The 14,650-nt window shown below is 60.0% G+C and carries 10 protein-coding genes and 1 pseudogene; 4 read left to right on the top strand and 7 right to left on the bottom strand.

Annotated elements, in window-relative coordinates; genetic code table 11:
• The 5 genes from narJ to ACMDCM_RS00030 all read right to left on the bottom strand — a co-directional run bounded on the left by narJ (position 1) and on the right by ACMDCM_RS00030 (position 7,992).
• On the bottom strand, positions 1-1,044 hold the full coding sequence (narJ, locus tag ACMDCM_RS00050) for a nitrate reductase molybdenum cofactor assembly chaperone (protein ID WP_412771646.1): 1,044 nt from the start codon (positions 1,042-1,044) through the stop codon (positions 1-3).
• Positions 1,045-1,166: 122 nt separating this feature from the next.
• Positions 1,167-2,708 carry a nitrate reductase subunit beta gene (gene narH, locus ACMDCM_RS00045; RefSeq protein WP_412771645.1) on the bottom strand — a complete coding sequence of 514 codons (1,542 nt, stop codon included), beginning with the start codon at positions 2,706-2,708 and terminating at the stop codon, positions 1,167-1,169.
• A 66-nt stretch (positions 2,709-2,774) separates the two neighbouring features.
• On the bottom strand, positions 2,775-3,464 hold the full coding sequence (locus ACMDCM_RS00040) for an FKBP-type peptidyl-prolyl cis-trans isomerase (protein WP_412771644.1): 690 nt from the start codon (positions 3,462-3,464) through the stop codon (positions 2,775-2,777).
• Positions 3,458-7,102 carry a nitrate reductase subunit alpha gene (locus tag ACMDCM_RS00035; RefSeq protein ID WP_412771643.1) on the bottom strand — a complete coding sequence of 1,215 codons (3,645 nt, stop codon included), beginning with the start codon at positions 7,100-7,102 and terminating at the stop codon, positions 3,458-3,460. The genes ACMDCM_RS00040 and ACMDCM_RS00035 overlap by 7 nt, the downstream gene beginning before the upstream one ends.
• Positions 7,102-7,992, bottom strand: coding sequence for a c-type cytochrome (locus ACMDCM_RS00030; RefSeq protein WP_412771642.1), 891 nt, complete (start codon positions 7,990-7,992; stop codon positions 7,102-7,104). Before ACMDCM_RS00030 ends, ACMDCM_RS00035 begins: the two co-directional genes overlap by 1 nt.
• An 814-nt stretch (positions 7,993-8,806) precedes the next feature.
• On the opposite strand from ACMDCM_RS00030, the gene ACMDCM_RS00025 reads away from it, so the two are divergent.
• From ACMDCM_RS00025 to cyoD, 4 genes are all read left to right on the top strand, one after another.
• On the top strand, positions 8,807-9,553 hold the full coding sequence (locus tag ACMDCM_RS00025; protein WP_412771641.1) for a hypothetical protein: 747 nt from the start codon (positions 8,807-8,809) through the stop codon (positions 9,551-9,553).
• Between the two features lie 787 nt (positions 9,554-10,340).
• A complete protein-coding gene (locus tag ACMDCM_RS00020) occupies positions 10,341-12,326 on the top strand; it encodes a cbb3-type cytochrome c oxidase subunit I (RefSeq protein ID WP_412771640.1) in 1,986 nt (661 codons plus the stop codon).
• Entirely contained in the window at positions 12,323-12,937 is a 615-nt protein-coding gene (locus ACMDCM_RS00015; RefSeq protein WP_412771639.1) for a cytochrome c oxidase subunit 3, read from the top strand. The genes ACMDCM_RS00020 and ACMDCM_RS00015 overlap by 4 nt, the downstream gene beginning before the upstream one ends.
• 1 nt (position 12,938) lies before the next feature.
• Entirely contained in the window at positions 12,939-13,280 is a 342-nt protein-coding gene (cyoD, locus tag ACMDCM_RS00010) for a cytochrome o ubiquinol oxidase subunit IV (RefSeq protein WP_412771638.1), read from the top strand.
• Positions 13,281-13,812: 532 nt separating this feature from the next.
• Here the strand turns inward: cyoD and ACMDCM_RS00005 are convergent.
• Both ACMDCM_RS00005 and ACMDCM_RS16965 read right to left on the bottom strand, forming a co-directional pair.
• Positions 13,813-14,562, bottom strand: a complete 750-nt coding sequence (locus ACMDCM_RS00005) for an SURF1 family protein (protein ID WP_412771637.1) — start codon at positions 14,560-14,562, stop codon at positions 13,813-13,815.
• A pseudogene (locus ACMDCM_RS16965) lies at positions 14,559-14,650 on the bottom strand (DUF983 domain-containing protein); the annotation flags it as partial. The gene ACMDCM_RS00005 and the pseudogene ACMDCM_RS16965, both read right to left, overlap by 4 nt.

Genomic DNA, 14,650 nt, shown 5'->3' with positions numbered 1-14,650 from the left:
TCACGCTCGCCAATCTAGCAGGTCGTCTGCCGCGACCTCCGCGAGTGGCTTGTAAACCTTGAAGTGCTGACGCCCAGCCTGCGTCCAGAACACGACGTGTGTTTCGACCGGAGGACAACCAGGATCGGAACACGGAAGCTCCGACACCATAATGGTTTCATCCTCATCGAGATTAAATCGTTCCCGCGTCCACCCGAGCACACGTTCTTGCTCTGCCGATCGATCGGCGCGCTTTTTCGTCATGCCCTCATTCAACAGCAGGCGAAGTGCATCAAGCACCTGGTGGTACGGGTGCGTACGTTTTTCGACTTCCTCGATATCGTAATCTTCGCTCAGCGCGAGCAAGAAGCCGCCCTCAAGGACATCGCCTTGGCTTTGGCCCGTCATCTGCTTTCGGTCGTCCTTTTGGCCCTGCCCTTCAACTAGCTTTAGAGCCTCTCGAGCCTCGCGCTGCTGGTCCTTTAGCTGCTTGCGCAATTCCCGGTCATCCAGCTTCGCGCGCTCAATGCCTGTGTCGCCATCGATATCGGCATGGCCGTGCTGGTGACTGTCGGTCTCCGGCTTCGTCGTCATGCGCTCGAGCGCCGGCAATAACCCCTTATTAAGCAAGGCATCAACATCCTCGCTATCGCTCTGTGCGGCGAAGCGCAACATAATCGAGAGACGATCTGGAATTTCGGCGGCACTCGACTCAAATCCACTTGCACGATAGCTCTTCTTGAGCTCCACCAAAAAAATACTACGCTTGTAGTTCTCGCCAAATAGCTGATAGCCGACATATGGATGGCATATCGAGTTCAAATCAAAAAAGCCGCTATAGACCTCCTGCAACTTCCCGACCGTAACTTCCTGGGCAAAGTTTCGAAAACTCTCCAACAACGCAGCCGCCTGCGGTTGTACAGCACGCACCAATGCCGCACATTCCAAAGCCTTACGACCTAAATCTGGAGCAGGATAGTCGAGAATGTCCGCGAACAACTCCAAGATCTTGGAGCGATTCGAATACAAAACATCTGCTCGATGCGAAAAGCGGCTCATGGTCATCTACAGAAACTAAGTGTGGCAACAAACACAGACCAAGCCTTTTGCGAACCGGGCGGTTGCGCGAGACTGGGTTGGACATCCGAAACCAACCGCCGTCTCGCGCACCGTGGCACGAAGAAGGCCTATGGTCCTCTCGCCGGGTCGGTGTGGAAGCCGACGCCGACCGCGCCCTTGCGGATCGGGTAGTTATGCGACACCGGATCGAGTTGCGGGAACAGCGCATCGACCGCCGTCTCGCGCTCCATCGGCGGAACCACGAAGCGCTCCTCGAAGGTCGGCATCGACGTCAGGCGCCAGATCGCCTCGACCTCGGCCCCCGTGGTCTTGCCTTCGGCAAGCGCCCGCTGCACCTCCTCTTCCGGGATGTCCTTCACCTTCTTCGAACGCATGTATACCCGCACCGCGACAAGCTTACGGTAAACGTCCTTGATCAACTCCTCGTTGCCGCCGGCCAGCAAGCTCGCCATGTAGCGCAGCGGTATGCGCGACCGCTCGAGCGAGCTCATCAACGGGCCCAGTCTCGATTCGGAGGCGATGTTGTCGTACACGCCGTTCTCCACCTTGGCGAGCACCGGCCCCAGCGGCGGCACGTAGAACAGCATCGGCAGCGTGCGGAACTCCGGATGCAGCGGCAGCGCGATGCCCCACTTCTTCACGAACTGGAAGACGGGAGACTTCTGTGCTGCCTCGATCTTGGCATCGGGGATGCCGTTGGCCCTCGCGGCCGCGATGATCTCCGGATCGAACGGATCCTTGATGATATTGCGCTGCGCCATCACCAGTTGATCCTGCGGCGACTTCGCCGTCTCCTCGATCGCGTCCGCGTCGTAAAGCACCAGGCCGATATACCGGATGCGGCCCACGCAGGAGTGGAAGCAGGCCGGCGGCTGGCCGCTCTCAAGGCGCGGATAGCACAGGATGCATTTCTCGGCCTTGCCGGTCGACCAGTTGAAGTAGGTCTTCTTGTAGGGGCAGCCCGAGACGCACATGCGCCAGGCGCGGCAGCGCTCCTGGCTCACCAGCACCACGCCGTCCTCGCCGCGCTTGTAGAGCGCGCCCTGCGGGCACGCCGCAACGCAGCCCGGATTGAGGCAGTGATTGCAGATGCGCGGCAGATAGAAGAACACCGTGCTGTTGATCTCGTTGATCTGGCGCATCTCCTCGTCCGAGGCGCCGTCGAAGTTCGGGTCGTTGTTGGCGTAGACCTGCGAACCGCCGAGGTCGTCGTCCCAGTTCGGGCCCGCCTCGATCGTGTCCATGTACTTGCCGGTCACCATCGAGATCGCGCGCGCGGTCGGCTGCTCGTCGGCCAGCGGCGCATTGATCAGGTTCTGGTAGTCGTAGGTCCAAGGTTCGAAGTAATCGTCGAGCGTCGGCAGATAGGGGTTGTAGAAGATGTTGCTCAGCGTGCCCCATTTGCCCTGCAGCCGCAGCCGCAGGCTCTTCTGCCTCTGGCCGTCGACCACCCAGCCGCCGCGATACTTGGTCTGGTCTTCCCAACGGGTCGGATAGCCGGTGCCCGGCTTCGTCTCCACGTTGTTCCAGTACATGTACTCGGTGCCCTTGCGATCGGTCCAGATGTTCTTGCACGCGATGCTGCAGGTGTGACAGCCGATGCACTTATCCAGGTGAAAGACCATCGAAACTTGAGCTCGGATGTCCATGTTGTAGTACTCCTTCGTTCCTATGGCTTCGTTCTTATGGCTTCGTTTTCGGTTATCGCTTGGCGCTTATGCGTTGCCGGTATCATCGACAGTGCTCGGCGCCGACGGTTTGGTTGTATCGTCGCTCTTCGACTTGCGCCGCGACGCGACCGTCGCTTCTGCGGCAGCCAGCGCAAGTCCATCACCCATGCTGGCCATTGTCGGGTCAATTTGACTATGTCCCGCTGGTGTAGGGGTGTCCCGCACCGCAACAACGCTCACCTCGAATTCGAGCGTCATACCGGCGAGCGGATGATTGGTATCAACCACCACATACCCGTTATCTTCGTCCACCTCGGTGACCATTACGTTTTCGACCCGACGCTCGTCATCACTATGCGCGAGAAAGCACATTCCCGCCTCAATCTGATCGACACCGCCAAACGTTTCAGCCGGCACACGCTGCTGTAACGCCTTGTCTCGCTCTCCATAAGCTTCTTCTGGAGGCAACGTCACTTCAAAACGCTCGCCCGCAACCCTGCCCTCAAGCGCTCGCTCAAGGGCAGGAAGCAGTCGTCCACTCCCATGCTGATACTCCAACGGCTCGTCGCCCCACACAGCAGACCGAATGTGGCGAATCTGACCGTTAGTTCGCAGCGTGTAGTTAATAGTCACGTATTTCCCGACGCTAACCCGCTCAGGCGCACCAAGATGCGCCGGAGCCGGTTCATGATCATGATCGTGGTCATGATCATGCGTCGTGAGATCACCTACCATTCCAGCTTCTCCATCTTACGCACGACGACATGGGTGTCGCGCGTAAAGATGCCGGTCGGTCCCCAGTAGTTCCAGCCGTAAGTGAACTGGGCATAGCCACCGGCCAGGAACAGCGGGTTGATGCGGATACGCGTCAGACTGTTGTGCCCGCCGCCACGCCACTTCCGCTCCTGCGACTTCGGAATGTACACCGTACGCTCGACCGCGTGGTAGTACATGCAGGTGCCAGGCTGAATTCGCCGGCTCACGTTGGCGCGCGTCACGACCACACCGTTGTCGTTGTAGACCTCGACCCAGTCGTTATCCTCGATACCCACCTTCTCGGCATCCCTGTCATTGATCCAGCAAGGATCCATGCCGCGAGACAGCATCAACATGCGGTGGTTGTCTTTGTAGGTGGAGTGAATGTTCCACTTCCCGTGCGGCGTCAGGTAGTTCAGCACCAGAGAGCGGTCATCCACCCGGCTCTTCACGATATCGCCGGTCTTGCGCGGGTTCAGCCGCGGCTTGTAGGTCGGGATGTGCTCGCCGAAGTCGAGATACCACTGATGATCGAGGTACAGCGACTGCCGGCCGGTCAATGTCCGCCAAGGCACCAGGCGCTCGACGTTCATACACCACGCAGAATAGGCGCGACCGTCGTTGATCATACCCGTCCAGCAGGGGCTCGTCAGCAGACGCCTCGGCTGACGCGTCAGATCGTAGAACGTGCAAGAGACACCACGCGTCGGTTCAGCGATGTCGGCAAGCGGCAGACCGACATGATGCTCCTCATGAACGAAGCCCTGGTAACAAGCCTCACCGTTCGCTTCCGGCGCGCACATCAGCACCGTGTTGCACGCATCGAGCACGTCCTCAAGGCTCGGATACCGCTTGCCGCCCCACTCCACACACCGCATATGCCTTGCATCCGGCATCGGCATGACGGGGTTGTCGAGCATCTGGTCGTACTGTTTCTTGATCGGAATATTCACGCCGACAAAAGAGACACCATCCTCCCGCGCCTTCGGTCCGAACGAGATGAACTTGTTGTACAAGTTCGCATAGTCGCGCTCGACCACCCGCACGTGCGGGAAGGTCTTGCCCGGCACCAGCTTGCACTCGCCCTCCGCCCAGTCGAGAATTTCCGGCTGCGACATTTCGTCGGGGGTATCGTGCATCAGCGGCTGAAGGACCACGTCACGCACCGGCTTGGAGAACGCCAGCGGAGACAGCTCGCTGACCTTCTTGGCGAGCAGCTTGAAGATCTCCCAGTCCGTCTTGGACTCCCACACCGGCGGAACCGCCTGCCCCAATACGTGCAGGAACGAGTGCAGGTCCGTCGTGTTGAGGTCGTTCTTCTCGTACCAGAACGCCGTCGGCAACACGATGTCAGAGTATAGCGCCGTCGTGTTCATCCGGAAGTTGATGTCGATCACCAGATCATACTTCCCGCGCGGGGCCGTCTCGTGATACTTGACCGTCGTCGTCTTGCCTCTGGCACGATCCTCCGCGATCACGTTGTCATGCGCACCGAGGTAGTGACGCAGGAAGAACTCGTGCCCCTTGGCGCTCGACTGCACCGCGTTGCCGCGCCAGATGAACCACACGCGCGGCCAGTTCTCCGCGGCATCGGGATCATCGATCGCAAGATTCAACTTCCTGCTCGCGACCTGATCCGCGACGTAGGCCGCGATATCTTCCGTCGTCTTCGCACCGCCACGCTCGGCTTCAGCCACGACCTCGATCGGATTGCGGTTGAAGTTCGGCGTAAACGGCATCCAGCCGCAACGAACCGACTTCGCCTCGAGGTCGATCGAATGACCCTTGGCCCAGCGCGGATTCGGCGCCGTCAAGGCATACTCGGTAAACTCCTGCTCGTAGCGCCACTGGCAGCTATGGGCATAGTGCCAAGTCGACGATTGTACGAGCCGAGCCGGCTTGGACCAGTCGAGAGCCAGAGCCACTGAAGCCCACGGCGCAACCGGCGCGAGCTTTTCCTGGCCGACGTAGTGGTTGATGCCACCGCCGTTGACGCCGCAGCAGCCGCACAGGATCAAGGCGACCGTCGCCGACCGGTAACAGAGGTTGTTGTAGTAGAAGTGGTTGGCGCTGGCGCCCACGATCACCATGGACTTGCCGTTCGTGAGCTCTGCGTTGGTCGCAAACTCACGGGCAAACCTGATCGCGGTTTCACGGCCGATGCCGGTGTGACGCTCCTGCCATGCCGGCGTGTAAGGCGCGTCCTCGTCATCGTAGCTGGTCGCAAACGCACCCTCCAGCCCGCGGCTGTGACCGAACTGCGACATCATGATGTCGAAGCCGGTGGCGACAAGCACCTCGCCCTTGTCGGTCGCGATGCGCTTCACCGGCACGCCGCGCGAGATGATGCGGCCGTTCGCGAAGTCGTCGAACCCGACTTGCACCACGCCATCGGAATGATCGATGAAGCTCAGCACCGGATCGATCGGACTGTTGTCCAGCGTATCCTCCGGAGACAGGTTCCACTTGCCGTGCGTCGAGCCCCAGCGGTCGCCGACCTGCCCCTTGAACGCACGCGGCTCGCCGCTCTTCTCGTCGATGACGAGCATCTTCCAGTCGCCGTTCTCGACGTCCTGGTAGCGCGCGACGCGCTTGGCACGCAACAAACGCCCGGTCTTGTAGGTATTCCCGTTGGGCTCCAGCTCCACCAGGAACGGAAGGTCGGTGTAGCGCTTGACGTAATCGATGAAGTAGGGAACCTGGCGGTCGATATAATACTCCTTGAGGATGACGTGATTGGCCGCCATCCACAGCGCCGTGTCCTGGCCCGCCTGGATCGGAATCCACTCGTCGCAGTATTTTGCGATCTGGCTGAAGTCCGGCGCAAGAACGACGAACTTGGTTCCCTCGGTGCGGGCTTCCGCGATGAAGTGCACGTCCGGCGTACGCGTCATGTTCATGTTCGACGCCATCGAAACGATGAACTTCGAGTTGTACCAGTCGGCGCCTTCGCACACGTCGGTCTGGTCGCCCCAGATTTCCGGGAACGAGGTCGGCAGATCGGCGTACCAGTCGTAGAAGCTCATCAACCCGCCGCCGAAGAGCGACAGAAAACGCGTGCCGGCCGCGAACGACAGCATCGACATCGCCGGGATCGGCGAGAAGCCCATCACCCGGTCCGGTCCGTGCTTGCGCGCGGTATACAAGCAAGCCGCGGCGATCAGTTCGCTCAGCTCTTCCCACTTGGCGCGGCGGTAACCACCCTTGCCGCGCGCCTTCTGCATGCGCAGGCGCTTCTGTTCGTCTCCGACGATCGAGGCCCAGGCCTGCACCGGGTCCGGATGCGAGGCTTTCGCTTCCTTCCACATGTCGTAAAGCGGACCGCGGACGTACGGATACTTGATCCTGATCGGGCTGTAGACGTACCAGGAGGCGGAGATGCCGCGCTGGCAGCCACGAGGCTCGTAAGGCGGCAGGCTGCGCTCGAGGAGCGGGTAGTCCGTCTGCTGCATCTCCCAGGTGATGATACCATCCTTGACGTAGATCGCCCAGGAGCAGCCACCGGTGCAGTTCACGCCATGCGTGCTGCGGAAGACGTTATCGTGGGACCAGCGGTTGCGGTAGAACTCTTCCCACTTGCGCTCCCGGGGATTAACGAGATCAAGTATCCAGCTCATCAGTGTCTCCTCGGTGCATTCGTCCGGCCGCGAGGCCTGCTACCATCCATACCCTTAAACCTAGCTATCCAGCCGTCGGCATACGTTCCCGTAAACCAACCACCGTTATACGGGCCAGTGCTTCGTCCCGTCGTAGGCGCCGCCATCATCGGACGCCGCACCCCGTATTTCAACCGATTGCGCCACCGGAACCCCGCAATCAGCAGCAGGATCACAGCACCCAACCCAGTCAGACCAGCCAACTGCCATATTGCCGAAGCCGAACGGACAGCCAAACCTTCCTGAGCAAGGAACGCAGCCACATCCGCGCGCTCCTGAGGAGTCGGCGGCTGTTTCGACCAGACCGCCTTCATGGTCGGCGTGGGCAAGCCCCCGAGCCAAGCCGTCAATCCGCTCGCTCCACCGAGGCGCTTTGCCACTTCGGTCAAATCCGGACCAAGGTGTCCGCCGCCGAAGGCTCCCAGGCCGCCGGTGCTGTGGCACGCCATGCACGGCGGCCCGCCATTCGCAAACCGCTCGTTGCCAGTAAAGAGATCTTTGCCTTTCTCGGCATTTCCCTTGAGAGCAGGCGCCGCAGCGGCCGACGCGCCGCCACCCCCGCCCGAACCCAAAAATGCAAGAATGTTGTCGATCTCGGACGGATTGAGGCCCAGATTGGGCATCTCCATTCCGTTATACTTCTTGACCAGCTCGACCGCGATCGGATCTTTCTTGGCGATCATTGCGTCCGGCGCCGAAATCCAGGCATGCAGCCATTCGCTGGAGCGCTCTTTCGTGACACCCTTCAGGTCGGGACCAACAAGGTCCCCCCCGCCGACGGAGTGACATGCACTACACGTCTTTTCCTCGAATAATTTTTTACCTGCCGCTGCATCGGCTGCGTTAGCCACGGTCGGCAACGCTGCCCATATGGCTGTAGTCGTAGCTAGCGCAACAAGTGGCATTAATCGCCATGACGCTAGGGGCTTTTTGCTCATGATCCCTCGTCCTCAGATCCATATGATCGGGCGGGCATTAAGTTTATGTTAGACAACAGACGTTTCCCGCTCGTGACCCGCCGTTCTCAGACCCACATGATCGGCGACGGTAGGTTTATGCTAGACTAGAATCGTTAGAAAGCGCAAGGGCGTTGATCCCAGAAATGTGTATTTTTTTCGCCTCATTGCGCAACAGCAAACGTAAGATCAGCGCAACGAGAGAGCCTGCGTCAATGCTCCGTCGCCCTGTTTTTCCCGGCTGCGCGAGCGCATCGGTCAAAACCGGCACACTCGACTCCGATTGCGGCGCCCGCTCATCTGTTTATCAAGCATTTACACTCAAATCGACTGAGATAAAGTGGCACGAACAGGTGCGCACGCCATGGCATGACCGGGTAAACGCAATCGGAGCGCCGCGGATCGAGCGATCCGATTGCGTCTCGAATCTCGAAAGAGACCTGCTTTACTCGGTCGCTTAGAGCGCTTCACAAGCAGCTCTCGCTCGAAGTTGCTCCACCGCACTGACGAAAGGACTTGCCAGGCCAGCCGACCGTTGCGACTCTTGGCCGCGCCGCGGCAGCGACGGCGGTCCAGACCGGATTTCTCCGTCAACTGCCTGCGGCGGGCCGGCGGGCCGTCCGAAACAGTCCATCAATTAAATTGAAGCCCGGCGCGGAATCTTCAATCATGCGTCGGAACTCCATCCCCTATGTTCAAGGAGAACATCATGGCCAAGTCGCGCTTGCCCGCGTTCCTGCAAGACCATCCGGGTCTTGGCAGTCTTGACAACGTGGAGGTGCCGCGACTGAAGCTGCTTCAGGCCTCCTCACCCGAACTCGCTCAATTCGACACGGCCAAACAGGGCGAGTTTTGGCACAGCATGCTCGGCAGGAACATCGGTTCGACCGTTCGCATTTGCCCGGTTTTCATCAACTGGTGCTTCATTCTGTGGCGTCCGCGGGAAGCCGGCGGCGGAATTCTCGCCCGCTCCGACGACGGCAAGCATTGGACGCCCGCCGATTCCGAATTCATAGTCAAGCTCAAGAGCGGCGATGAAGTGACGTGGCGAACCGGCCGCTCGGTGGCGGCATCGGGTCTGCACAAACGGGGCAGCTCTAATCCGAACGATCCCAATTCGCCGCCCGCCGCCACGCGCATGTATTCGATCGTATGTTCGTTTCCGGATCACCAGAATTGGCCGCCGGCGGTGGTGACTTTGCAGCGGGCATCCGTCAAGGCGGCGACCAAGCTGATCGATCAATTGAAGATCCTCCGCGCTCCGTCTTTCGGCGTGATCTTGGAAATGGCCTCCGTCAAGGACGAGTCGCCATCCGGCGAGTTCAACAACTATGCCTTTGAGCTGTACGGGCCGGTGGAAGACAAACCATTCTACGAGGAAAACTCCAGACAGTACCGCTTCTTCATCGAGCATGGCCTCAAGGTGAAGGACCTGGAGAGCGCGCAAGACGATTAGGTCATGAGTCCGTTAGGTCATGAGCCCGAAAAAGCCTGCCCCAGACTTGATCCGGGGTGAGAACCGGTTTTCGGATACGATCAAGCTCGTTCAAACGATTAAGGCTCTGATCAAGGCTAGAGTCTGATTCAACGACGTTGGACCAGACTCTGGTGGAGTGGATTTGACGTTCAAAATCCGCTTCGCCGCAAGCCTGGCAAGCGAATGTCAAATTCAAAACCCACTATCGCGTTTTCGAGCGAAGTGGGCACCAGAAGCGGAAAGGCTCAAACGACCATGGCCACGCTCCACGAGCGGTCGGGCCGTCTCTGCTTTGCGGACGGAGATTCAACCGCTCAAAACATGCTGGTTTACGCGACGGGTAATCGTTAGACGATCTGGCTGCGCTGGAGATGTCGGCGGTCGCGGTTTTGCGTTCCGAGCATGAGCGGCTCTGTCCCGGATGAGACCGGAACTGCAATTCGTCGACAAAGTGACGTCGTCTCCGCAAGAACTCATTACAGGATAAGCATGGTCGAGATCACGCCCCCGGGATGACCCCTGTGGACCTCATGATGCGATCTGATAACCGAATTGCGTCATACACCCGTCGCTGATCCGTTCGCTGGCGGCGGCCACAAATGATCTAGATTCATCAATATTATCAATGATATGCTTATGATAAGATTCATCACCCGTATCACCCGATTTCAATTGACCTCGTGCTCCCACCCGATACTCTCGAACCGCTGGAGAATGAATCGCCCAGGTCGTGCGAGCATTGCTCCCTGTCTGAAGACCAGTTGGTATGCTCGGTAAGCTGACGATTGACGACCTGCCGTTTTACAGCGGCATCGCCATGGCAGGTGCATTGACCGTCGTGTGCGCCGCGCTGGGCGCGGTCGCGCTCATCACCTGGCTCGGTCGATGGCGCTACCTGTGGAGCGAATGGCTGACGAGCCTCGACCACAAGAAAATCGGCATCATGTATGTGGCGCTGGCGCTGATCATGCTGGTGCGCGGCGTCATCGATGCCCTGATAATACGCACACAGCAGGCGTTCGCATTCGAACCGCACGGCTATCTGCCGCCGGACCATTTCGATCAGATCTTCACCTCCCATGCCACCATCATGATGTTCTTCGTGGCGATGCCGTTCGTGCTCGGCCTGCTCAACATCGTCGTTCCGCAACAGATCGGGGCGCGTCGGGTGGCGTTTCCGTTCATGAACGCGGTGGGGCTGTGGCTCACCGCGTCCGGCGCTGCGTTGGTGATGATCTCGCTGGTTATCGGCAAATTCTCGACCGCCTATTGGACCGCTTACCCGCCCCAATCGGGAATACAGTTCAATCCGGGCGTCGGCGTCGATTACTGGATCTGGGCGGTCCTGCTCAGCAGCGTTGGCGCGATGCTGACGGGAATCAGTTTTCTCGTCACGATCGTCAAGCGGCGCGCGCCAGGAATGCAACTGATGATGATGCCGCTGTTCACCTGGGCGGCGCTATGCACCAGCATCCTGATCATATTCGCCTATCCAGCCTTGATCGTCGCCGCTGCCCTGCTTGGTCTCGACCGTCACCTCGGCATGCATTTTTTCACCGGCGGCGAAAGCGGCGGCAACGTCGAGAACTATGTCAGCCTGTTCTGGATCTGGGGCCATCCTCACGTCTACATCCTGATCCTGCCGGCGTTTGGCATTTATTCCGAGGTCGTGGCAACGTTCTCGGGCCGGCGATTGTCCGGCTATACCGCGCTCATCTACTCGACCGTGGCCATCACCGCGCTCTCGTTCGTCGTCTGGCTGCACCACTTCTTCACCATCGGTTCCGGCGCCGACGTGAATGCCTTCTTTGGCAGCGCCGCACCGCTCATCGCCGTGCCGACAATCGTGACGATCGTCGCCTGGCTGCTCACGATGTATCGCGGCCGCGTGCAATTCTCGGTGTCGATGCTGTTCACGATCGGGTTCATCGTGACGTTTCTCGTCGGCGGCATCTCCGGGTTTTTGTTCGCAGTAGCGCCGTCCAATATCCACGACACCACTTTCCGGGTGGCGCATTTCCACAACCTGCTGATCCCCGGCGCGCTGTTCGGCTATTTCGCCGGCTGCCAGTATTGGTTTCCAAAGGCGTTCGGATTTCGTCTTGATGAAAAATGGGGCCGGCGCGCCTTTTGGTACTGGATCGTCGGCTTCTGTCTGGCTTTCATGCCGCTGTATGTTCTCGGCCTTATGGGCATGCCGCAGCGCCTCAATCGCGCCGCCGTCGCCGACTGGCAGCCATATCTCATCGTCGCCCAGTTCGGCGTCCTCTTGATCCTGTGCGGCATCGCCTGCCTCGCCATCCAGATCGCCGTCAGCATCCGCAATCGAACGGCGCTTGCCGTCTCCGGGGGCGATCCATGGAATGCAAGGACGCTCGAATGGGCGACCGCCTCGCCGCCGGCGGCCTACAATTTCGCCGTCGTGCCACAGGTGCACGGCATCGATCCCTGGTGGGCCATGAAGCAGGTGGAAACTGCCAACCGCAGGCCACCCGCGCGCTTCCACGACATCGTCATCCCCGGCAACAGCGGCATCGGAATCCTGCTCGGAGCGATGTCGTTCGTGTTCGCCTTTGCAATGATCTGGCACATCTGGTGGCTGGCGGCCCTCGGTGGGTTGGGCATGTTTGCCGCGGTCCTGTCGCAGACATTCAATGATCATGACGGAGATCGTATTCCGGCAAGCGAGGTCGAAGCGATCGAGAGCCGCCGCGCGGCATCCCCCGCACTCGCAGTCGGGGCGCCGACGTGACCGACGCCGTCATCACCGACGAGCATGCCGAGCAAGCCGAAGCCGCCCAAGAGATCGACGAGAAGATCTACGGCTTCTGGATTTGCCTGATGAGCGACGCGATCATCTTCGCGCTGCTGTGCGCGATCTTCGTGGCGATGGCGCATAGCACGGCTGAGGGGCCAACCGGACATACGTTATTTCAATTTCAGCTCCCGCGCATTTTTGTCCAAACCCTGCTGCTGCTGGCGAGCAGCGCGACCTTCGGCGTCACCGGCGTTGCGATTGCAGCCGGAAATGGCCCGCGCGCGGTGCTCTGGCTGGGCGTGACGTTCCTGCTCGGATTAGGCTTTGTCTCCGCGGAGATCTGGGAACTCTATGGCATGGCCGTCGCCGATGCCGGCCCGGGACGAAGTGGCTTTCTCTCGGCCTTCTTCACGCTGGTCGGCACCCATGGAGCTCACGTCGGCGCCGGCCTGGTCTGGATCGTCCTCTTGGGATGCGAGGTCGCATTGCGCGGACTGACCCCTTGTGTCGTCTCGCGGGTTCATCGGCTGGGTCTGTTCTGGCACTTCCTCGTGATCGTCTGGATCAACATCTTCTCCCTCGTCTACCTTCCGGGATTTCTCTAACGTGGCGGCCGCGCCGCGACCGCCGGACAGACCCGCCTCGCGGCATTGCAAGGTCGTCACGATCGGGTCGTGCCTGGTCGGCGTCGTCCTGGCGTCAGTCCTGACCGCTGTTCCATTCGGCTTCGTCGCCGCCCGCGCGCTACCGCCGAAGCAGACCTTCGCCGTCATCGGCGTCGCTGCAATTGCACAAGTTGTCGTCCACCTGCTGTATTTCCTGGGCCTCGACCTGAAACCGTCGTCGCAGAACAAACTTGCCGCGCTTGGCTTCGCAGCCGTCGTGCTCATTGTTCTGGTCGGCGGCACGCTGTGGATGATGTTCGGTCGCTATTATCGCATGATGTAAACAGCGGCGATGCGACGACGACCCTCGTTCGCTACATCTTGCCACCAACGGCGTCCTCCGATCGGACGAGGTTCCACGACCGAAGTGTTCTGGCCATCTGCAATCGATCGCCGACGGCATTCGACGTTCACCAGGAGTTCCGCTCCTGGCGGAATCAGACGCGATCTCTATGATTTTGACTTGACGCGTTTTCTTCACGCGAACCGGTAGCCACTTCGCTTGAAAACGCTCTATGATTTTGACTTGACGCGTTTTTCTTCACGCCAACCGGGATCCGTCCACAAGTGAAACCCGACGATATGCTTCGCTCGACAACGCTACAGCACCAGCGAGCCGGTTTTCGATTCGTCGGTCATGAGGCCGCACGGAATGCGGGTTCGACAGCAGAAGCTTTGGCGTTTTCTGACGAAAGCCCGTTTCGCGGAACGCGGCCACGACGGGTCGGATGATGCGGGTCCGTTCCAGGTAAGTCGCCGAACTGTCCGACCGGATACAGGAGCGACCATCATATGAATTATATTGGGTTTGTGAGCTATGCAGAGCGCCGCTGGTTGCGCCACCAGACGCCGAAGGCGAACGTCACGGCAGCGGCAAGGCCGAACCAGGTGATGGCGTATTGCATGTGGTCATCTCTCAGATGCACGTCGAGCGGGCCTGGCTTCGGAACCCCGCTCGCCGGCACCGGCGATTCGAGGTCGATATAAAATGGCGCAACATTTTCCCAGCCGAGATCCTTGGCCATCGTGCCGGTATCGCGGGAGAACCACAGCCTCTTGTCGCGATCCGGTGAGGGTGTCAGCAGACCGGCTTTCTCCGGAAAGCGCAGATAACCGGTCATCGTAACAGGCTGACCGGTCACCAGCGGGCTGACGGCGCGATCCTGTTGGCCACGGTCCTGCTTGGTGTTGGGCACGAAGCCCGCATTGACAACGACGGTGCCGCCGCCGGGCAGTTGCGCGGGCAGGAATGCCCAAGTGCCGAGCGCGACGTCGGGGCGCACCGCCGAGCCGAAAGTATAGACCATGGCGTCGGGGCGCGCTTCGTAGGTCGCGGAGAAGCTCACGCGACGAAATTCATCCTTGGCCGGCGACAACGCCGCCCAGTCGGACTGTCTTGGCAAGGCGGAGGGGCTTTCCGCGAGGCGCTCGGAGAGGGCCGCTATAAGAGCATGCTTTTCGGTCCGGCGCTGCAACTGCCATACGCCGAGCCCGATCAGCAGGGTAATCATGACCAGCGTGAAGACGCCGAGGCCCAGTCCAGGACGAGTTTCGGGGTTTTTCATAGTGGATTTTTTTTGATGGGCCGTCCTTCTGCGGCGTTGTGATGGAACTGGAGGCTGATGAGGAGGGACTTCATGGCTCGGAGGGGGA

This window comes from Nitrobacter sp., from assembly GCF_047149785.1.
Lineage (GTDB): Bacteria > Pseudomonadota > Alphaproteobacteria > Rhizobiales > Xanthobacteraceae > Nitrobacter.
Note: the sequence above shows the minus strand (reverse complement) of the source record. Positions and strands in the feature narration are given on the sequence as shown.

Excerpts from the sequence above, each read along its gene's own strand:
- narJ (WP_412771646.1), bottom strand. The coding sequence starts at position 1,044 with ATGACCATGAGCCGCTTTTCGCATCGAGCAGATGTTTTGTATTCGAAT.
- narH (WP_412771645.1), bottom strand. The coding sequence starts at position 2,708 with ATGGACATCCGAGCTCAAGTTTCGATGGTCTTTCACCTGGATAAGTGC.
- ACMDCM_RS00040 (WP_412771644.1), bottom strand. The coding sequence starts at position 3,464 with ATGGTAGGTGATCTCACGACGCATGATCATGACCACGATCATGATCAT.
- ACMDCM_RS00035 (WP_412771643.1), bottom strand. The coding sequence starts at position 7,102 with ATGAGCTGGATACTTGATCTCGTTAATCCCCGGGAGCGCAAGTGGGAA.
- ACMDCM_RS00025 (WP_412771641.1), top strand. The coding sequence starts at position 8,807 with ATGGCCAAGTCGCGCTTGCCCGCGTTCCTGCAAGACCATCCGGGTCTT.
- ACMDCM_RS00020 (WP_412771640.1), top strand. The coding sequence starts at position 10,341 with ATGCTCGGTAAGCTGACGATTGACGACCTGCCGTTTTACAGCGGCATC.
- ACMDCM_RS00005 (WP_412771637.1), bottom strand. The coding sequence starts at position 14,562 with ATGAAAAACCCCGAAACTCGTCCTGGACTGGGCCTCGGCGTCTTCACG.